The sequence below is a fragment of the Pseudomonas pergaminensis genome, from assembly GCF_024112395.2.
Classification (GTDB): domain Bacteria; phylum Pseudomonadota; class Gammaproteobacteria; order Pseudomonadales; family Pseudomonadaceae; genus Aquipseudomonas; species Aquipseudomonas pergaminensis.
Window position 1 is genome coordinate 2,483,850 of record NZ_CP078013.2, and the last position, 16,720, is coordinate 2,500,569.

Sequence of the window (16,720 nt, forward strand, 5' to 3'; positions counted from 1 at the left end):
CATGTTCAAGATCGACCAGTTGTCCTGCGGCTACGGGCAGAGCCAGATCCTTCACGACCTGGACCTGAACGTCGCCAAGCGCGAGATCGTCGCGGTGATGGGCCGCAATGGCATGGGCAAGACCACCTTGTTCAAGAGCCTGATGGGCATCCTCCCGCAGTGGAAAGGCCAGGTGAGTGTGGACGGGCACGATGTGTCGACGCTGGAAACCCATGAGCGGGTGGAGCGTGGTATCGCCTATGTGCCCCAGGGCCGCATGATTTTCCCGAGCATGACGGTGCTGGAAAACATCCAGACTGGCCTGCCGGCGTCGGCGCGAGGCAAGGTGCCCGAGGACCTGTACGCGCTGTTCCCGGTGCTCTACGACATGCAATCGCGCAAGGGCGGCAACCTGTCTGGCGGGCAGCAACAGCAGTTGGCGATTGCCCGGGCGTTGGCCACCAACCCCAAGGTGCTGTTGCTGGATGAACCGACCGAGGGCATCCAGCCCTCGATCATCAAGGACATCGCGCGCACGCTGAAGGAAATTCGCAACCTGCGCGACTTGACCATCGTGGTCTCCGAGCAGGTGCTGTCGTTCACCCTGGAAATTGCCGATCGTTTCCTGGTGATCGAGAAAGGGCGATTTGTGATTGAGGAAACCCGGGATCGAGTGGATGAAGCAACGATCAGTCGGTATTTATCGGTTTAATCGTGCCGGTTCTTATCGGCTGAAGCGATGTACGGGTAAGTTTTCCTGCCTGTCAGAGTCGCAGTGACCTGCACGTAACGGAACCATTTCTTCGCCTATTGCCACAGATGGAGGCTGATCAAATGCCGGTTCAGGCGTTGGTCACGTTCCATGCATTAACTATTTGAGGTGTTGCGATGATAAATACTCCGTTCGGTCAACCGACGCCGGTTCACTACCCGCAATCTCCCCTCGCGTTCGGTAGGACCGGGTTTGCTAATCAGCCTAGTATGAACCCACCCATGATGGACTATCGCGGAGCCCCCCATTCAGTGGTGGCGCGGGAATTTGCCGGTGCCTACCCTTATTTTCAGGGAGAGTCCGGATTCGTCACGCGGGACGTTCTTCAGCACGCTGCCAACCGCCCTTTGACCGGCAACCCGGTAGACGACCCGATGACCCGACTGGCCAGGGAGATACTCAGCCGGCCTGGAATGAGTAGCTTGCTCGATGGCGTCAACCATGGCGGTCATCAAGACGGGCTGATCAGCCTGGGAGATGCTCATGCAGCGGTCGACATGTACGAAGCGGACGAGTCCTCTCGCTTACAGAACGAACCGATGGCGTATAACGCTGGCGCACGGGGCGGCTATGAGCGGTATTCCGGTGGCATGCAGCGCCATCGTGTTGAAAATGGATATGGTGAGAGCGGGGCCTACACTCGTCACCCGGTATTCGACAACCGTGCAATCGGTCAGCCGTTCTCCAGGGGTGCGTATGAGCCGTCGTATGACGGCCGCATGAGTCCACAGAATAACGCGCTCGCTAATGACTTCAAGTGCGCCAAACACTCGGATCTGGCGACGGAGCTGGGCAATAATTTTGATTACTTCAAACCCAACGAGCACAGCAAGATAACTCAGAACTCGCTTCGTGAAGTCGCAGGTCGGCCTTTGACTGGCAATCCGGTAGATGACCGGGTGACCCTCCTGGGTAGGGAAATCCTCAGTCGACCGGAATTGAATAGAAAACTGGATTCCGACCACGATGTTGACAAATCTGACGGCCTTATTGGGCGCGACACCATTGAAAGGCTGTCCAGTCAGAAGGCTGAGCCAAACTATGAACAAATGAATGATGTGGAATTGCTTGAAGCGGTGAAAGGAAAGTTCAAACAGTACTGGGGTAGAGACGACTACATCAGCTTCGACAGTCTGGAAAAAGCGGCTGCAGAGTCCCCGCCCACGGATCGAACTCGACTCGCGGCTGCATTGCTCCATCGTCCGGGCCTGATGAAAGAACTGGATATTGGCACTAAGGGCAATGGCCGCAGGGGCGACGAAGATCAAAGGTTTGATAGGGTCAATGTCGACTACGTGATTGCAGAAAAAAAAGCGCACTCGTCGAGGGGGTGAGTGTGCTCCGGTGCAGCCCAGGCCATGGTCTGCACCGTTAATTTGAGACCACCGGCTCACCGGTCGTGCTCACGCCTCAACAGCGCAGCGTGCATTGATCAGCCAGGGTTGATCATCCTTTCCGGCCGCACCCGTTGCTCGTAGTCTTCGGCGGTGATCAGCCCCAACCGTACCGCCGCCTCCTTCGGCGACAAACCTTCATCCGCCGCCTTGCGGGTGATCTGCGCCACGCGGTCATAACCCAGCACTGGGTTCAGCACCGTCGCCATCAATAATGAATGTTCAACGTTGCGCGCCAGTTGCGGGCGGTTCACCTCCAGGCCGTCCAGCAGCTTGTGGGTGAACAGACTGACGCAGTCGCTGAGCACATCGATCGAGTGCAGCAGGTTGTGGATCAGCACCGGTTTGGCCACGTTCAATTCGAAGGTGCTGGAGGCCCCCGCCAGGGTAATGGTGGTGTGGTTGCCCATCACCTGCATCGCCGCCTGCACCAGCACCTCGGCGATGGTCGGGTTGCGTTTGCCGGGCATGATCGAGGAGGTCAGGCCATCGTCGGGCACGATCAATTCGCCCAGGCCGCAGCGCGGGCCCGAGCCGAGCAGGCGGATGTCATTGGCGATCTTGGTCAGTGACACCGCCAGCACATTCAGCGCACCGGAGGCCTCTACCAGTGCGTCGTGGGTGCCCATGCCTTCGAACTTGCAAGGGTTGGTTTCGAACGTAATGCCCGTGAGGTGGCTGATTTCCTCGCAGAACGCCAGGTCGAAACCTGTCGGTGTATTCAGTCCTGTGCCCACCGCCGTGCCGCCCTGGGGCAGCAGAAGCAGGCGCGGCATACAGGCTTCGATGCGTGCGATGCCGTGCTGGATCTGGTGGGCAAATGCGCCGAAGGCCTGGCCTTGGCTCATGGGCACCGCATCCATCAAGTGGGTACGACCGATTTTCAGCACCTCCTGCCAGGCATCGGCCTTGGCGGTCAGTGCGTCGGCCAGTTGGCTGAGGGCAGGCAGCAGGCGGCCACGCAGTTCCAGCACGGTGGTCAGGTGCATCACCGTGGGGAAGCTGTCGTTGGACGACTGCGAGCGGTTCACATGGTCGTTGGGGTGCACCGGCGACTTGCTGCCCAGTCCGCCGCCAAGCGCGAGGTTAGCGCGGTTGGCGATCACCTCGTTGGCGTTCATGTTGGTCTGGGTGCCGGAGCCGGTTTGCCAGATCGACAGCGGGAAGTGGTGGTCAAGGTCGCCCCTGGCCAACTCTTCGGCGGCCTGGTCGATCGCATGCGCCAGGGCCGGCGCCAGGGCGCCAAGGCGTGCATTAGCGCGGGCACACGCACGTTTTTGCTGGCCAAAGGCGCGGATCAGGCTGGCAGGGAACGGCTGTTTGCCGCCGAACACCTCCAATGCCCGCTGGGTTTGCGCGCCCCAGTAACGGTCGACCGGTATGGACACCGGGCCGAACGCGTCGTGTTCGATTCGCAGAGTGGTCATCAAGGAGCCCCTTAAAGCGCAGCGCCGGCGGCACGCCCGAGTACGCGTTGGTATTCATCCTGGGCGGTTTGCTGGGAGAACTCGCCGGACCATTTCGACACCACCACCGTCGCCACGCTGTTGCCGATGGTGTTGCAGGTGGCGATGGCCATCGACATGAAGCGGTACACGCCAAACAGCAGCGCCAGGCCTTCTGCCGGCAGCACGCCGATGGCGGTAACCGTCGCGGCGAATACCACGAAGCTGCCACCCGACACCGCCGCCGCGCCCTTGGACGTCACCAGCATGATCGCGATGATGCCCAATTGTTGTTCCCAGCTCAGCGGCACCCCGTAGGCATTGGCGATAAACAACACGCACAGCGACATGTAGATCGAGGTGCCGTCGAGGTTGAACGCATAGCCGGTGGGCAGTACCAGGCCGACGCTTTGCTTGGAACAGCCGAATTTTTCGAGTTTTTGCAGCAGGCGCGGCAGGGCGCTTTCCGACGAGGCGGTGCCGAGCACGATGAAGATTTCATCCTTGATGTAAGTGAGGAAGCGCCACAGGCTGAAGCCGCTCAACCGGCACACGGCGCCCAGCACCACAAAGATGAAGAACGCGATGCCGACGTAGAACATCAACACCAGGTTGGCCAGGGACATCAGCACCGCCGTGCCGTTGCTGCCCACGGCGTAAGCCACCGAACCGAAGGCACCCAGGGGCGCGAACTTCATGATCAGGTTGATGAACTCGAAGAAGCACTCGGAGATGCGGTTCAGGCCGTCTTCGATCACTTCGCGGCGCTCGGGCTTCAACGCCAGCAGAGCGAAGCCGAACAGCACCGAGATCACCAGCACTTGCAGCAACTGGCCGCCGGCGAAGGCACCGACGAAATTGTCCGGGAAGATGCCGTAGATAAAGTCCATGGTCGACGCGGGCGCATGCCCCTTGGCCACGGCGGCACTCGCGGCGGCCGCGGTGGCGCTGCTCGGGTGGGCGTCGTGCATGCCGGAGCCGATCTGCAGCAGGTTGCCCCACAACAGGCCGATGGCCAGGGCGATGGTGGAGACCACTTCGAAATAGATCAAGGCGCGCAGGCCGACTTTGCCGACGCGTTTGATATCACCGGCTGAAGCGATGCCGTGGACCACGGTGAAAAACACCAGCGGCGCGACAGCGGTCTTGATCAGCTTGAGGAAAATGTCGCCGAGGATCTTGAAACTGGCGGCCAGCTCCGGGGCGAGAAAGCCGAAGGCAATGCCGAGGAACATGGCGGCGACGACCTGAAAGGTCAGGTCCTTGTAGAGCGGTTTTTTTTGGGGGGTGGATGACATGTCTGTGATCTCATTGTTGTTATGGTTCGGTGTGACGCTGGAGATCCCTGTGTGGGAGCGGGCTTGCTCGCGAATGCGGTGCATCAGTCAACCCATTCATCAACCGACAGACCGCTTTCGCGAGCAAGCCCGCTCCCACAGTTAGATCTCCATTGGATTTGGGATCAGCGTTTGACTGGGCCGGGGCGTGCCAGCGCGATATCCACCATCTGCGGCGCCAGCCCCAGGTAGTTTGCCGGGTCGGTCAGGCGCTGCAGGTCGGCCAGGTCCAGTTGCGCAGTGGCTTCACCCTGGGCGAGCAGGGCGTCGAGCAGGCTGGTGCCCTGGTCATTGGCCATGCGGCAGGCGGCATACACCACGTCATGGGCCACTTGGCGGCCGAGGGCCGGGGCGAGTCCCATCATTACGGCTTCGGCGACGATCAAGCCCTGGGTCATGTCGAGGTTTTTGCGCATGCGTTCGGGGCGCACTTCCAGGCCGGCGAGCATGAAGGTTGCCTGGCCCAGGGACGCGGCGCTGAGGGCGAAGGCTTCGGGGATGGCGATCCACTCCGCCTGCCACGGGCCGGTAGAGCGTTCGAAATCCTGGATCATCGCGTCGAGCATCAGCCCGGCGTGTTGGCGCACGCCCTTGGCGGCGGCATACATCAGCTCGCAGGAAATCGGGTTGCGCTTCTGCGGCATGGTGCTGCTGGCGCCACGGCCCTTGACGAAAGGTTCATACACTTCGCCCAGCTCGCTGGTCATCATCATCATGATGTCGAGGGCGATCTTGCCCAGGGAACCGGTGACCAGGCCGAGAAAGTTCAGGGTCTCGGCCAGCCCATCGCGGGCCACATGCCAGGTGGCTTGCGGTACGCCCAGGCCGAGTTCGGCCATCAACGCTTCCTGCACCTCCAGGCCCTTGTCGCCCAGGGAAGCAAGGGTGCCGGCGGCCCCGGCGAACTGGCCGATCTCAACGCGTGGCCGCAGTTGCACCAGGCGCTCGGCGTGGCGGTCGAACATGCTCAGCCACACCGCGCACTTGTAGCCGAAGGTGATCGGCAGCGCGTGCTGCAAGTGCGTGCGACCGGCCATGGGCGTGTCGCGATAGCGCTCGGCCAGGCCGGCGAGCAGGCCGCGCACGGTCTGGATGTCTCGCTCGACGATGGCCAGCGCGGCGCGTACTTGCAGGACCACGGCGGTGTCCATGATGTCCTGGGTGGTCGCGCCCCAATGCACATAGCGGCCGGCTTCGCCGCAGATGTTCGACAGTTGCTCCACCAGCGGCAGGATCGGGTAGCCGACGATCTCGGTCTCGTGTTGCATCAGCGCCAGGTCCAGCGCCTCGTACTGCGACAGCGCGGCGATCTGCTCGGCGGCGTCCGCCGGGATCACGCCGCAACGCGCTTCAGCGCGGGCCAGGGCCACTTCCACTTCGATGTAGCGTTCGATCAGGGCTTTATCGGAGAACACGCCGCGCATTTCGGCGGTGCCGAACATGTCGCGGAACAGGGCGGAATCAAAAACGGTACTCGACATGGGAAAATCCTAATTGTTATTTTTAAACCATACATATTTAATATGTCCGTACATTATGAATACGCCTGTGCTGATACACTGTCAACTCGACAACGAGGGTAAAAATGGAAAGCGTGAGCCAGAGGCGTTATGCGGCGGTTGCCAAGGACTTGATCGACCAGATAGGCAGCGGCCATTACCCGGTAGGGTCGTTGTTGCCGACGGAATTCGAGCTCTGCTCGCTGTATGCGGTGAGCCGGCACACTGTGCGCGCGGCCATCGACCAGTTGCAGGGCCAGGGCATGGTCTCGCGGCGCAAGCGCGTGGGCACGCGGGTCGAAGCCGCTTCACCCCAGGGCGGGTATTCCCAGGCGATGGCATCGGTGGCCGACCTGGTGCAAGTGGCCGAAACCCATATCCGTGATATCCAGGCGGTGCGCGAGTTCGTCGCCGATATCGCCCTGGCCCGGCGCCTGGGGCTGGAGCCGGGCGGGCATTACTTCTGCGTGTCGAGCATCAAGGTTGATGCCAGCGCCGGCAACGCGCCGTTGTGCTGGACCGACGTGTACGCCGAGCAGGCCTTTGCCGAGGTGATTCCCGCTGCACGCAAGCACCCGGACGAACTGATCGCCGCGCTGATCGGCAAGGCGTTCTCGCGGCATATCGATGTGGTGGACCAGCAGGTGCGCCCGGTGCAACTGTCGGCCGAATTGGCTGCCAGCCTCAAGGCGCAGGGCGGCGCGCTGGGGCTCAACATCATCCGCCAGTACCGTGACGAGGCCGGTGGGGTGATTGCGGTGTCGGAAACGGTCTACCCGGCAGACCGTTTCACCCTGACCATGCAGATGAAGCGCGACAAACTCTAGGCCACGTTGAAAAACGCCACCTGGGTGCTCAGGCGATCCGCCAGCTCCGCCAGTTCGTGATTGGCGTTTTCCACCTGCTCGGAGCCGGCGGCCGATTGCACGGTGGAGCCGTGGATACGCGTGACGTTCTGCGCCACCTCTTCGGCGGCCGCGCTTTGCTGCACCGAAGCACTGGCGATCTGCGCGTTCATGGCATTGATCGCGCCGACTTCCTGGCTGATCTTGCCCAGCGCCAACTGGGAGTCGCGGGTCTGCGTCACGGTGACCTGGGCCAGGCTGCGGCTGCGTTGCATGATGTCGGCGGCGTGCTGGGTGCCGCTCTGCAACTTGCCGATCATGTCGCGGATTTCCTGGGTGGACTCCTGGGTGCGCGTCGCCAGGGAGCGGACTTCATCGGCTACCACCGCAAATCCGCGACCATGTTCACCGGCACGCGCGGCCTCAATCGCGGCGTTCAGCGCCAGCAGGTTGGTCTGGGCGGCGATGGCGTTGATCACTTCGATCACGGTTTCGATGTTTTCACTGTCGCTGGACACCTGGTTGACCCGGCTGGTGGCCTGGTCGAGGATCGTCGCCAGTTCCTCGATGGCCACGGTCACTTCGCCCACCAGGCGGTGGCCACTGTCCACTTCGGCGTCGGCCAGGATAGTCGCCTTGGATGCGGCGGAGGCATAGCCCGAGACCTCGCTGACCGAGGCGGCCATTTGCGTAATCGCGGCTGCCACATGTTGGGCTTCGCTGGTCTGCAAGTTGATCTGCTGGCGGTTATCGCTGGCCACCGACAACAGGGTGACCGAAGAATGGCGCAGGGCCTGGGCTGCCGAGCGCACTTCACTGATGGTGTCGCTCAGGCGCGCCAGGGCGTTTTTCAGGATGCCCATTACGCTGTCAGGGTAGCGGGTTTCGATGCGCTGGTTCAGTTCGCCATTGGCCAGGCGGCGGATCGCCTCGGCGACGTCCTCCGGTTCTGCGCCCAGGGTGGACTTGACCTTGCGGATAATCAGCAATGACACCAGCACGCTCAAGAGAATCGCGACGGCGCTGGCCAGCACCATCAGCACCGCAAAGTTGCTGGCAGCCGATTGGACGGTGTCCAGGCGTTGCTTGATTTGCGCTTCTTCGAAGTCGATCAGTGCATTCACGCGTTTGAGCCACTCGGTGTAGTGGGCCGAGGCCTGGGCCAGCAGCAGGTCCTGGGCGCCGGCGATGTCATTGCTGCGACGCAGGTTGATCACCCGCTCGGTGGAGGCCAGGGCCTGGGTCTCGATGGCCTTGATATCGCCCAGCAGGCGGGTTTCCTCGGCGCTGGCGGCGGTGTTGGCGAACAGGCGATCCATCATCACGGCGGAGTCCTGGTAATCGCGCTTGAGCTGGTCGATCTCGGCCAGGTGGCGGTTGAGCGCCGGTTCATCCTTGACCAATACCGCGTCGCGAATGGCGATGGCGCGGTTGTGCACGCTGCCTCGGAAGTTGATCGCGTAGCGCTGGACCACGGCGGCTTTTTCACCGACATCCTTGAGCGTGCTGTCGATAAAACCCACGCGTTGAATACCGACGGCAGTGATCAGCACCAGCAACGACAGGGTGGACGCGAAGCCCAATCCGATACGCATCGCCAACGACACAGGTTTTTTCATGGAAAGCTCGATATTCAAGGGGTTAGGAGTGATGGCTAAAAGCTATCTTCGCCGTGGAATCTAACCACCCGCCTGCCAGGCGTCCAATCAGTAAATACTGAAACTGTCATCGAGCGAATTGATGGAATAAAACCGCGACACCGTCGTTCATACGTCATCCAACGTATTTCCCGTTTTCCCTGGCCGCCCGAGACTGGATCGCACGCACCCCGTCATCCGTCCAGGAGCCAGTCCATGACTGAAACGCTGATCAAAGTCGACCTCAACCAGCCTGTCACCGAGAACGAGCAGATCCATAACCGCTGGCACCCGGATATCCCGATGGCCTGTTGGGTCAAGCCGGGCGATGACTTCATCCTCGAGACCTACGACTGGACCGCCGGCGCGATCAAGAACAACGACGACGCCAGCGATGTACGCGATGTGGACCTGTCGACCGTGCATTACCTGTCCGGCCCGGTGGGGGTACACGGCGCCGAACCGGGGGACCTGCTGGTGGTGGACTTGCTGGACATCGGCGCCAAGGCCGACTCCCAGTGGGGCTTTAACGGGTTCTTTTCGCGGCAGAACGGCGGTGGCTTTCTCACCGATCACTTCCCCAGCGCACAAAAAGCCATCTGGGATTTCAAAGGCATGTTCACAAGTTCGCGGCACATTCCCGGGGTGAACTTTGCCGGGCTGATCCATCCCGGCCTGATTGGCTGCCTGCCCGACCCGGTGATGCTCGCCGACTGGAACCGTCGCGAACAGGAACTGATCGACACCAACCCCACCCGCGTTCCGCCCCTGGCCAACGCACCGCTGGCCGCCACCGCCCACATGGGCAAGCTCACCGGCCAGGCGCGTGACGATGCCGCGGCGACCGGCGCACGCACAGTACCGCCGCGCGAGCATGGCGGTAACTGCGATATCAAGGACCTGTCCCGGGGGTCGAAGATCTTCTTCCCGGTCTACGTCAAGGGTGCCGGGCTGTCGGTAGGGGACCTGCACTTCAGCCAGGGTGACGGCGAAATCACCTTCTGCGGCGCCATCGAGATGGCCGGCTGGGTGCACATGAAGGTCGAGCTGATCAAGGGTGGCATGGCCAAGTACGGGATCAAGAACCCGGTATTCAAGCCGAGCCCGATCACGCCGAATTACAAAAACTACCTGATCTTCGAAGGCATCTCCGTGGACGAACAGGGCCAGCAGCACTATCTGGACGTCAACGTCGCCTACCGCCAGGCATGCCTGAATGCGATCAACTACCTGACCAAATTCGGCTACTCGCCGGCCCAGGGCTATGCGCTGCTCGGCTCGGCACCGGTGCAAGGGCATATCAGCGGCGTGGTGGACATCCCGAATGCCTGCGCGACCTTGTGGCTGCCGACGGAAATCTTCGAGTTTGATATCAACCCCAACGCGAATGGCCCGACCCAGTTCCTCGATGGCAGCATCGACCTGCCCATCGCCCCGGACCTGTAGCCATGCCGACCTACGAATACGCCTGCGACACCTGCGGCACCTTCACGATGTTGCGCCCGATTGCCCAGCGCAACGAACCCAGCCAGTGCCCTTATTGCGAAGGGCCGGGTGGGCAGTTGCGGGTGTCGGCCCCGGCGCTGCAAACCTTGTCGGCCCACCAGCGCAAGGCCATCGCCGGTAACGAGCGCAGCGCCCATGCGCCGCAGACCGTTGGCGAATACCAGGACAGCCGCAAACACCCGGCCGGTTGCAGTTGCTGCGGTACCCGCAAGCAGGTCGAGCCCAGCAAGGCCAACCCCTTGGGGCTCAAGACCCGCACCGGCCCACGGCCGTGGATGATCAGTCACTAGAACAGGAGCGTTGCAATGCGCCATGGCGACATTTCCAGCAGCCCGGACACCGTCGGTGTTGCGGTGGTGAACTACAAGATGCCGCGCCTGCACAGCAAGGCCGAGGTCATCGACAACGCGAAGAAGATCGCCGAGATCATTGTCGGCATGAAACAAGGCCTGCCCGGCATGGACCTGGTGGTGTTCCCGGAATACAGCACCATGGGCATCCTGTATGACCACGACGAAATGATGGCGACCGCCGCAAGCATTCCCGGCGAAGAAACCGCGATTTTCTCGGCGGCCTGCCGCCAGGCGGATACCTGGGGTGTGTTCTCCCTGACCGGCGAGCGCCACGAAGAACATCCGCACAAGGCGCCCTATAACACGCTGGTGCTGATCAATAATCTTGGCGAGATCGTGCAGCGCTATCGCAAGTGCATTCCCTGGTGCCCCATCGAGGGTTGGTATCCGGGGGACCGCACCTACGTGTGCGATGGGCCCAAGGGCATGAAGATCAGCCTGATCATCTGCGACGACGGCAACTACCCGGAGATCTGGCGCGACTGCGCGATGAAGGGCGCTGAGTTGATCGTGCGTTGCCAGGGCTACATGTACCCGGCCAAGGAGCAGCAGGTGCAGATGTCCAAGAGCATGGCCTGGGCCAATAACTGCTATGTGGCGGTGGCCAATGCGGCCGGGTTCGACGGCGTGTATTCGTACTTCGGCCACTCGGCGATCATCGGCTTTGACGGGCGCACCCTGGGTGAGTGTGGCGAGGAGGAGATGGGCATCCAGTACGCGCAGTTGTCGGTGTCGCAGATCCGCGATGCGCGGGCCAATGACCAGTCGCAGAACCATCTGTTCAAGCTGCTGCACCGGGGCTACACCGGCATGCACGCCTCGGGGGATGGCGACAAGGGCGTGGCGGATTGTCCGTTCGAGTTCTACCGCACCTGGGTCCTGGATGCACAGAAAGCCCAGGAAAACGTCGAGAAGATCACCCGCAACACGGTTGGCGTCGCGGAGTGCCCGGTGGGGCAATTGCCCCATGGTGGTCAAGCAAAGACGGCGGGGTAGGGCATGCGCTTTACCTTTGATCCCGCCCAGGTCATGGCCTTGCTGCGCAGCCGGATCGTCGGCCAGGACGCGGCGTTGGCCCAGGTGGAAGGCCTGCTCAAGGTGGTCAAGGCCGATATCGGCGAACGTGACCGCCCGCTGAGCGTCAACCTCTTCATGGGCCCGACCGGGGTCGGCAAGACCGAAATCGTGCGCCTGCTGGCCCAGGCGCTGCACGGTCGCGCCGATGGTTTCTGCCGCATCGACATGCACACCCTGGCCCAGGAGCATTACGCCGCCGCGCTGACCGGTGCACCGCCCGGGTATGTGGGCAGCAAGGAGGGCATCAGCCTGTTTAACAGCGAGTTGATCCAGGGCACCTATAGCCGGCCGGGGATCGTGCTGTTCGATGAACTGGAAAAAGCCAGCCAGGAAGTGGTACGCAGCCTCTTGGGCATTCTGGAAAACGGTCAACTGACCCTGGCCGGTGGCACGCGTACGCTGGACTTTCGCAACAGCCTGATCTTCATGACCAGCAATATCGGCGCGCAACAGGCGCGCCGGCATCGCCTGCGGTTTGCCCAGGGCTGGCGGCGGCTGCTGCGCGTGTTTGTGCGGGGCGAGGCGCAGGTGCTGGAGGAGGCGCTGCATGGGCACTTCGAACCGGAGTTTCTCAACCGCATCGATCGCATCCTGATGTTCGAGCCTATCGACGCGCGGTGGCTGGAAGCACTGCTGGAGGTGGAACTTGCCAAGCTCAACCAGCGCCTGGCGGCGCATCAACGTTCATTGGTGCTGGATGAGCAGGCGCGCGCCTGGCTGTGTCGTCAACACGACGCGCGATTCGGCGCGAGGGCGCTGACCAGACGCTTGCGCGTCGAACTGGAACCGGCGATTGCCGAATGCCTGTTGCAAGGTCATGCCCGGCACCTGAGTGCGACGGTGCGCGACGCTTGTCTGGTGGTTGAACCCGAAAGCACAGGAAGATGGGATCCACTTCCGGTATAACCCTCGGACGCTTTAGTTTTCCGAGGCCCCGTTTTTCATGCAAAGCCCCTTGCAACGACCGCTGTGGCAGATCTACCTGATCTTTCTCGCACCCATGGTGCTGTCCAACTTCCTGCAAAGTTTTTCCGGCACGCTCAACGGCATCTATGTCGGGCAGATGCTCGGCACCCAGGCGCTGGCGGCGGTGTCGGGCATGTTTCCCATCGTGTTTTTCTTCATTGCCCTGGTGATCGGCCTGGGGGCGGGCGCCTCGGTGCTGATCGGCCAGGCCTGGGGCGCGCAGGAAACGGGGATGGTCAAGGTGATTACCGGTGCGACCCTGACCCTCGGCGCACTGGTCGGCCTGATTGCCGCAGTGTTGGGCAGCCTGTTTGCGCGTCCGGCGTTGCAGGCGTTGGGCACGCCGGTGGACGTGCTCGATGATGCGGTCGGCTATGCCCAGAAGATGATGCTGATCATGCCGTTGCTGCTGGTGTTCATCCTCTACACCCAGTTACTGCGCGGCGTCAGCGATACGATCTCACCGTTGCTGGCATTGATGGTCTCGACCCTGGTCGGCCTGCTGCTGACCCCGGCGCTGATTCGCGGCTGGGTCGGCTTGCCTCCCATGGGTATCCAGAGTGCGGTGTATGCAGGGTTGGTGGGCAACGCGTCGGCCATGCTGTTTTTGATCTTGCGCCTTCGGCATAAAAACCATGTGATGGCGCCGGACCGTGAACTGCTCGCGGCCTTGCGCCTGGACCCCGTGATTCTCGGCAAAGTCCTGCGCATCGGCTTGCCTACCGGCTTGCAGATGGTGGTGCTGTCGCTGTCGGAGTTGGTCATTCTCGCCCTGGTCAACGGCCATGGCTCCCAGGCCACGGCGGCCTATGGCGCAGTGACGCAGATCGTCAACTACGTGCAGTTCCCGGCGCTGTCGATTGCCATCACCGCCTCGATCCTCGGCGCCCAGGCGATTGGCGCCGGGCGTCTGGAGCGCATCGGCCCGATCCTGCGCACCGGCCTGCTGATCAATACCTGCCTGACCGGTGGCCTGATTGTGCTGGGTTATGTCCTGTCCCACTGGCTGCTCGGCCTGTTCATCACCGATGACGCGGCACGGGTCAATGCCGAACACCTGTTGCACATCATGTTGTGGAGTATTTTGGTCTTCGGCTTCCAGGCCGTGATCGGCGGGATCATGCGCGCCAGCGGCGTGGTGCTGATGCCGGTGATCATCTCGATCTTCTGCGTGCTGTGCGTCGAGCTGCCGATGGCGTACCTGCTTAACGCCCACTTCGGCCTGGAAGGGGTGTGGATAGCCTTTCCGGTGACCTACCTGGCCATGCTGCTATTGCAGACGGCGTATTACCGTTTGGTGTGGCGTCACAAGCAGATCAAGCGGTTGGTGTAAGGCTCAGGCCACGCAACAACAGCTCCAGGCCTTGCAAGCCTTGCTCCAACCGCTCGTCCGGGTGCTCTTCCCGGGCGATCCACAGGGCGGTATTGACCAGGCTGCCGTTGATCAATTGCGCCAGGGCGGCGCTCGGGGCGGGGTGTATGACACCGGCCTGCATCAGGGCTTCCAACCGATGCTGCATCGACTCGACACAATGGTGCTGGGAGCCGGTATCGCCCAATACGGCCGGCGCATCCTGCAACACAATGCGCTGGATTTCCCCGTCCTGGGCCATGCGCAAATAAGCGCGGCAACGTTCGCAAAAGCCGCTCCAAGGGTCTGCCGCTTCATCTGAAATGCGCTGCAAACGGCTGTCCATCTCACTGTCGAGCTGGGAAACCACGGCGGCTAACAGCCCTTTCTTGTCACCAAAGTGGTGATACAACGCTCCGCGCGTCAGGCCGGCGCGGGCGGTAAAATCGTCCATCGATGTGTTCGCATAACCTTGGGTGGCGAAGGCCTGGCGGGCGCTGGCGATCAGCCGGGCGCGGGTGTCTTCGATCATTTCGGCACGGGCTCGGCTCATGGTAAAGCTCACAATGGGCAAGTGTAAGATTGACATACGTCGCGTATGTTAAGCATGATTTGTCACATACGCACCGTATTTATTTTGCCTTGATGCTTGCAGATAGCAAGCTCCCGGGCGTTCAGGAAGAGGTCAAGCAGGATGGCAAACCCCTACGCCGAGTTGTTCCAGGCCCCCGGTGCCCGGGCCTTTGTACTGGCGGGCATGCTGGCGCGCATGCCCGTGTCGATGACCGGGATTGGCCTGATCACCATGCTGGCGCAGGTGCACGGCGGCTACGGCCTGGCGGGCTCGGTAGCGGCGGTGTTTGCCCTGGCCACGGCGTTTTGCGCGCCGCAGGTTTCACGCCTGGTGGACCGCTACAGCCAGGGCCGGGTGCTGCCGATTGCCGCGCTGATCGGCGGCGGGGCGTTGTTGATGTTGCTGCTGTGTACCCGCTTGCAGGCGCCGAACTGGACGCTGTTTCTGTTCGCGGCCCTGGCCGGTTGCATGCCCAACATGTCGGCCATGGTGCGGGCGCGCTGGACCGAGGTCTACCGAGGCCAGCCCAAGCTGCAGACCGCCTTTGCGCTGGAATCGGTGTTGGACGAGGTGTGCTTTATCATCGGCCCGCCGATCTCGGTGGGGCTGAGCGTGGTGCTGTTCCCGGAAGCGGGGCCCTTGGTGGCGGCGCTGTTGCTGGCGGTGGGCGTCACCACCTTTGTACTGCAGCGCGCGACCGAGCCTCCTGTCCATGCACATCTGGACCATCACGGCCGCTGGCTGATCGCTTCACCCCCGGTGCTGATCCTGATGATCCTGCTGCTGGCCATGGGCGTGATCGTCGGAGTGGTGGACGTGGTCAGCGTCGCCTTTGCCCAGCACCAGGGCCAGCCGGCGGCGGCGAGCATCGTGCTGTCGGTGTATGCCATCGGCTCGTGCCTGGCGGGGCTGGCGTTCGGCACGCTCAAGCTCAAGGCGCCGCTGCCCCGGCAGTTCCTGTACTGCGGCGTGGCTACGGCGCTGACTACCTTGCCGCTGCTGCTGGTGAGCAATATTCCCGGGCTGGCGGTGGCGATCTTTATCTCCGGGCTGTTCTTCGCCCCCACGCTGATCGTGTCCATGGCCCTGGTGGAGCAGATCGTGCCCGCCAGTCGCCTGACCGAAGGCATGACCTGGCTGATCACCGGCCTCAGCATCGGCGTGGCCATCGGCGCCGCGAGTTCCGGTTGGATGATCGACCACTTCGGCGCCACCAGCGGGTTCTACGTGGCGTTGGCGGCGGGGGCGGTGGTGCTGGGGGCGGCAGTGTTGGGTTATCGGCGGTTGGGGTGATCAGCTAACCGCAGGGCACGGGTCGTTGCCATGATGTTGTAAAAACTCATTCAAGGCCTGGCGTGTCAGGTCATTGAGGGTCACTTTTTTGCGGGTCGCCGCCAGGGCTGCCGCCAAGTGCAAGTCATGGCCGACGCGTACGTTGAATGAACCCTTGCAGGGTTTTTCCGGTGTTTGCCCCAGGGCCTGGCAGGTGGCGAGGTAGTCGTCCACCGCCTCCCGGAACGCGCCGTCCAGCTCGGCGACGGTTTTTCCTTCGTAGCTCACCAGCGCCTTGATGAACAGAATCTTGCCGAACAGGCAGTTGTCTTCGAGGCTGGCTTCGATAGAGCCGATGTAGCCTTTGTGTTGCAGTTGATTGTTCACTGAATCAGTTCTCCTGATTTCAATTGCTCGATGATCTGGCGCCGAATGTAGTGTTTCAGTTCGTTGCCCGGGTGAGGCTTGTGCAAGGTAATCATTGCACTGGGGTCACCGATGTCGAATTTGACGCGGCTTCCAGCCCCTTCAATCTGTGTGTAGCCCAGCCGGCGCAGCAGTGTCACGCGTTCGGGCCAGGTAAATGCCGTGTGCTCGTTGAGCAGTTTGGCGAGCAGCTTTTCATTTTTGGACACGGCGTTCCCTGCGTGTAACTAAATGTAGTTGCAAAAAGTGGTGTTCGTCAATGCTAGCTCGTCTTTCGCTGGGCTTGC

The 16,720-nt window shown here is 62.0% G+C and carries 16 protein-coding genes and 1 pseudogene; 9 read left to right on the forward strand and 8 right to left on the reverse strand.

The features are described 5' to 3' along the window. Nucleotide 1: 1 nt before the first annotated feature. Together urtE and KUA23_RS11540 are read left to right on the forward strand one after the other, a co-directional pair. Entirely contained in the window at nucleotides 2–691 is a 690-nt protein-coding gene (gene urtE, locus KUA23_RS11535; protein WP_078047950.1) for an urea ABC transporter ATP-binding subunit UrtE, read from the forward strand. Nucleotides 692–972: 281 nt separating this feature from the next. Next, entirely contained in the window at nucleotides 973–2,085 is a 1,113-nt protein-coding gene (locus KUA23_RS11540; protein WP_252993972.1) for a hypothetical protein, read from the forward strand. Between the two features lie 98 nt (nucleotides 2,086–2,183). On the opposite strand, the gene KUA23_RS11545 is transcribed toward KUA23_RS11540, so the two are convergent. The 3 genes from KUA23_RS11545 to KUA23_RS11555 all read right to left on the reverse strand — a co-directional run bounded on the left by KUA23_RS11545 (nucleotide 2,184) and on the right by KUA23_RS11555 (nucleotide 6,408). After that, nucleotides 2,184–3,572 (reverse strand): class II fumarate hydratase, encoded by a 1,389-nt coding sequence (locus KUA23_RS11545; protein ID WP_099492466.1) that lies wholly within the window; start codon nucleotides 3,570–3,572, stop codon nucleotides 2,184–2,186. A gap of 11 nt (nucleotides 3,573–3,583) precedes the next feature. Further along, the gene (locus KUA23_RS11550) at nucleotides 3,584–4,888 is read right to left on the reverse strand and encodes a cation:dicarboxylate symporter family transporter (RefSeq protein ID WP_252993973.1); all 1,305 of its coding nucleotides are present in this window, start codon (nucleotides 4,886–4,888) and stop codon (nucleotides 3,584–3,586) included. 164 nt (nucleotides 4,889–5,052) lie between these two features. Continuing rightward, nucleotides 5,053–6,408 carry a class-II fumarase/aspartase family protein gene (locus tag KUA23_RS11555; protein WP_100491012.1) on the reverse strand — a complete coding sequence of 452 codons (1,356 nt, stop codon included), beginning with the start codon at nucleotides 6,406–6,408 and terminating at the stop codon, nucleotides 5,053–5,055. Between the two features lie 113 nt (nucleotides 6,409–6,521). Here KUA23_RS11555 and KUA23_RS11560 point away from each other — a divergent pair, with 113 nt between their 5' ends. Next, nucleotides 6,522–7,253 carry a GntR family transcriptional regulator gene (locus KUA23_RS11560; RefSeq protein WP_177409514.1) on the forward strand — a complete coding sequence of 244 codons (732 nt, stop codon included), beginning with the start codon at nucleotides 6,522–6,524 and terminating at the stop codon, nucleotides 7,251–7,253. On the opposite strand, the gene KUA23_RS30290 is transcribed toward KUA23_RS11560, so the two are convergent. Together KUA23_RS30290 and KUA23_RS30295 are read right to left on the reverse strand one after the other, a co-directional pair. Then, on the reverse strand, nucleotides 7,250–8,308 hold the full coding sequence (locus KUA23_RS30290) for a methyl-accepting chemotaxis protein (protein WP_410896881.1): 1,059 nt from the start codon (nucleotides 8,306–8,308) through the stop codon (nucleotides 7,250–7,252). The two genes, KUA23_RS11560 and KUA23_RS30290, sit on opposite strands and share 4 nt — an antisense overlap. A 66-nt stretch (nucleotides 8,309–8,374) precedes the next feature. Further along, nucleotides 8,375–8,890: pseudogene (locus KUA23_RS30295) on the reverse strand (MCP four helix bundle domain-containing protein); the annotation flags it as partial. A 234-nt stretch (nucleotides 8,891–9,124) separates the two neighbouring features. Between KUA23_RS30295 and fmdA the strand changes: the two are divergent. Genes fmdA through KUA23_RS11590 form a run of 5 tightly spaced genes read left to right on the forward strand, consistent with a single transcriptional unit; the run spans nucleotide 9,125 to nucleotide 14,143 of the window. Beyond that, nucleotides 9,125–10,354: a formamidase gene (gene fmdA, locus KUA23_RS11570; protein WP_025855695.1), complete on the forward strand. Its 1,230-nt coding sequence runs from the start codon at nucleotides 9,125–9,127 to the stop codon at nucleotides 10,352–10,354. Between the two features lie 2 nt (nucleotides 10,355–10,356). Continuing rightward, entirely contained in the window at nucleotides 10,357–10,704 is a 348-nt protein-coding gene (locus KUA23_RS11575; RefSeq protein WP_078047957.1) for an FmdB family zinc ribbon protein, read from the forward strand. Between the two features lie 15 nt (nucleotides 10,705–10,719). Further along, on the forward strand, nucleotides 10,720–11,763 hold the full coding sequence (locus KUA23_RS11580; protein ID WP_078047958.1) for an aliphatic amidase: 1,044 nt from the start codon (nucleotides 10,720–10,722) through the stop codon (nucleotides 11,761–11,763). Nucleotides 11,764–11,766: 3 nt separating this feature from the next. Then, nucleotides 11,767–12,750 (forward strand): AAA family ATPase, encoded by a 984-nt coding sequence (locus tag KUA23_RS11585; protein ID WP_214497544.1) that lies wholly within the window; start codon nucleotides 11,767–11,769, stop codon nucleotides 12,748–12,750. Between the two features lie 37 nt (nucleotides 12,751–12,787). Then, complete coding sequence (locus KUA23_RS11590; protein ID WP_252993974.1) at nucleotides 12,788–14,143, forward strand: MATE family efflux transporter; 1,356 nt, start codon at nucleotides 12,788–12,790, stop codon at nucleotides 14,141–14,143. Here KUA23_RS11590 and KUA23_RS11595 read toward each other — a convergent pair. Continuing rightward, the gene (locus tag KUA23_RS11595) at nucleotides 14,127–14,714 is read right to left on the reverse strand and encodes a TetR/AcrR family transcriptional regulator (RefSeq protein ID WP_252993975.1); all 588 of its coding nucleotides are present in this window, start codon (nucleotides 14,712–14,714) and stop codon (nucleotides 14,127–14,129) included. The genes KUA23_RS11590 and KUA23_RS11595 overlap by 17 nt on opposite strands. A gap of 141 nt (nucleotides 14,715–14,855) precedes the next feature. On the opposite strand from KUA23_RS11595, the gene KUA23_RS11600 reads away from it, so the two are divergent. Next, the gene (locus KUA23_RS11600; protein ID WP_252993976.1) at nucleotides 14,856–16,028 is read left to right on the forward strand and encodes an MFS transporter; all 1,173 of its coding nucleotides are present in this window, start codon (nucleotides 14,856–14,858) and stop codon (nucleotides 16,026–16,028) included. On the opposite strand, the gene KUA23_RS11605 is transcribed toward KUA23_RS11600, so the two are convergent. Next, nucleotides 16,029–16,394: a type II toxin-antitoxin system HicB family antitoxin gene (locus KUA23_RS11605; RefSeq protein ID WP_078047963.1), complete on the reverse strand. Its 366-nt coding sequence runs from the start codon at nucleotides 16,392–16,394 to the stop codon at nucleotides 16,029–16,031. Then, on the reverse strand, nucleotides 16,391–16,642 hold the full coding sequence (locus KUA23_RS11610) for a type II toxin-antitoxin system HicA family toxin (RefSeq protein WP_214497546.1): 252 nt from the start codon (nucleotides 16,640–16,642) through the stop codon (nucleotides 16,391–16,393). Before KUA23_RS11610 ends, KUA23_RS11605 begins: the two co-directional genes overlap by 4 nt. Nucleotides 16,643–16,720: the final 78 nt, after the last annotated feature.

Excerpts from the sequence above, each read along its gene's own strand:
- urtE (WP_078047950.1), top strand. The coding sequence starts at position 2 with ATGTTCAAGATCGACCAGTTGTCCTGCGGCTACGGGCAGAGCCAGATC.
- KUA23_RS11540 (WP_252993972.1), top strand. The coding sequence starts at position 973 with ATGATGGACTATCGCGGAGCCCCCCATTCAGTGGTGGCGCGGGAATTT.
- KUA23_RS11545 (WP_099492466.1), bottom strand. The coding sequence starts at position 3,572 with ATGACCACTCTGCGAATCGAACACGACGCGTTCGGCCCGGTGTCCATA.
- KUA23_RS11550 (WP_252993973.1), bottom strand. The coding sequence starts at position 4,888 with ATGTCATCCACCCCCCAAAAAAAACCGCTCTACAAGGACCTGACCTTT.
- KUA23_RS11555 (WP_100491012.1), bottom strand. The coding sequence starts at position 6,408 with ATGTCGAGTACCGTTTTTGATTCCGCCCTGTTCCGCGACATGTTCGGC.
- KUA23_RS30290 (WP_410896881.1), bottom strand. The coding sequence starts at position 8,308 with ATGGTGCTGGCCAGCGCCGTCGCGATTCTCTTGAGCGTGCTGGTGTCA.
- fmdA (WP_025855695.1), top strand. The coding sequence starts at position 9,125 with ATGACTGAAACGCTGATCAAAGTCGACCTCAACCAGCCTGTCACCGAG.
- KUA23_RS11575 (WP_078047957.1), top strand. The coding sequence starts at position 10,357 with ATGCCGACCTACGAATACGCCTGCGACACCTGCGGCACCTTCACGATG.
- KUA23_RS11580 (WP_078047958.1), top strand. The coding sequence starts at position 10,720 with ATGCGCCATGGCGACATTTCCAGCAGCCCGGACACCGTCGGTGTTGCG.
- KUA23_RS11585 (WP_214497544.1), top strand. The coding sequence starts at position 11,767 with ATGCGCTTTACCTTTGATCCCGCCCAGGTCATGGCCTTGCTGCGCAGC.
- KUA23_RS11590 (WP_252993974.1), top strand. The coding sequence starts at position 12,788 with ATGCAAAGCCCCTTGCAACGACCGCTGTGGCAGATCTACCTGATCTTT.
- KUA23_RS11595 (WP_252993975.1), bottom strand. The coding sequence starts at position 14,714 with ATGAGCCGAGCCCGTGCCGAAATGATCGAAGACACCCGCGCCCGGCTG.
- KUA23_RS11600 (WP_252993976.1), top strand. The coding sequence starts at position 14,856 with ATGGCAAACCCCTACGCCGAGTTGTTCCAGGCCCCCGGTGCCCGGGCC.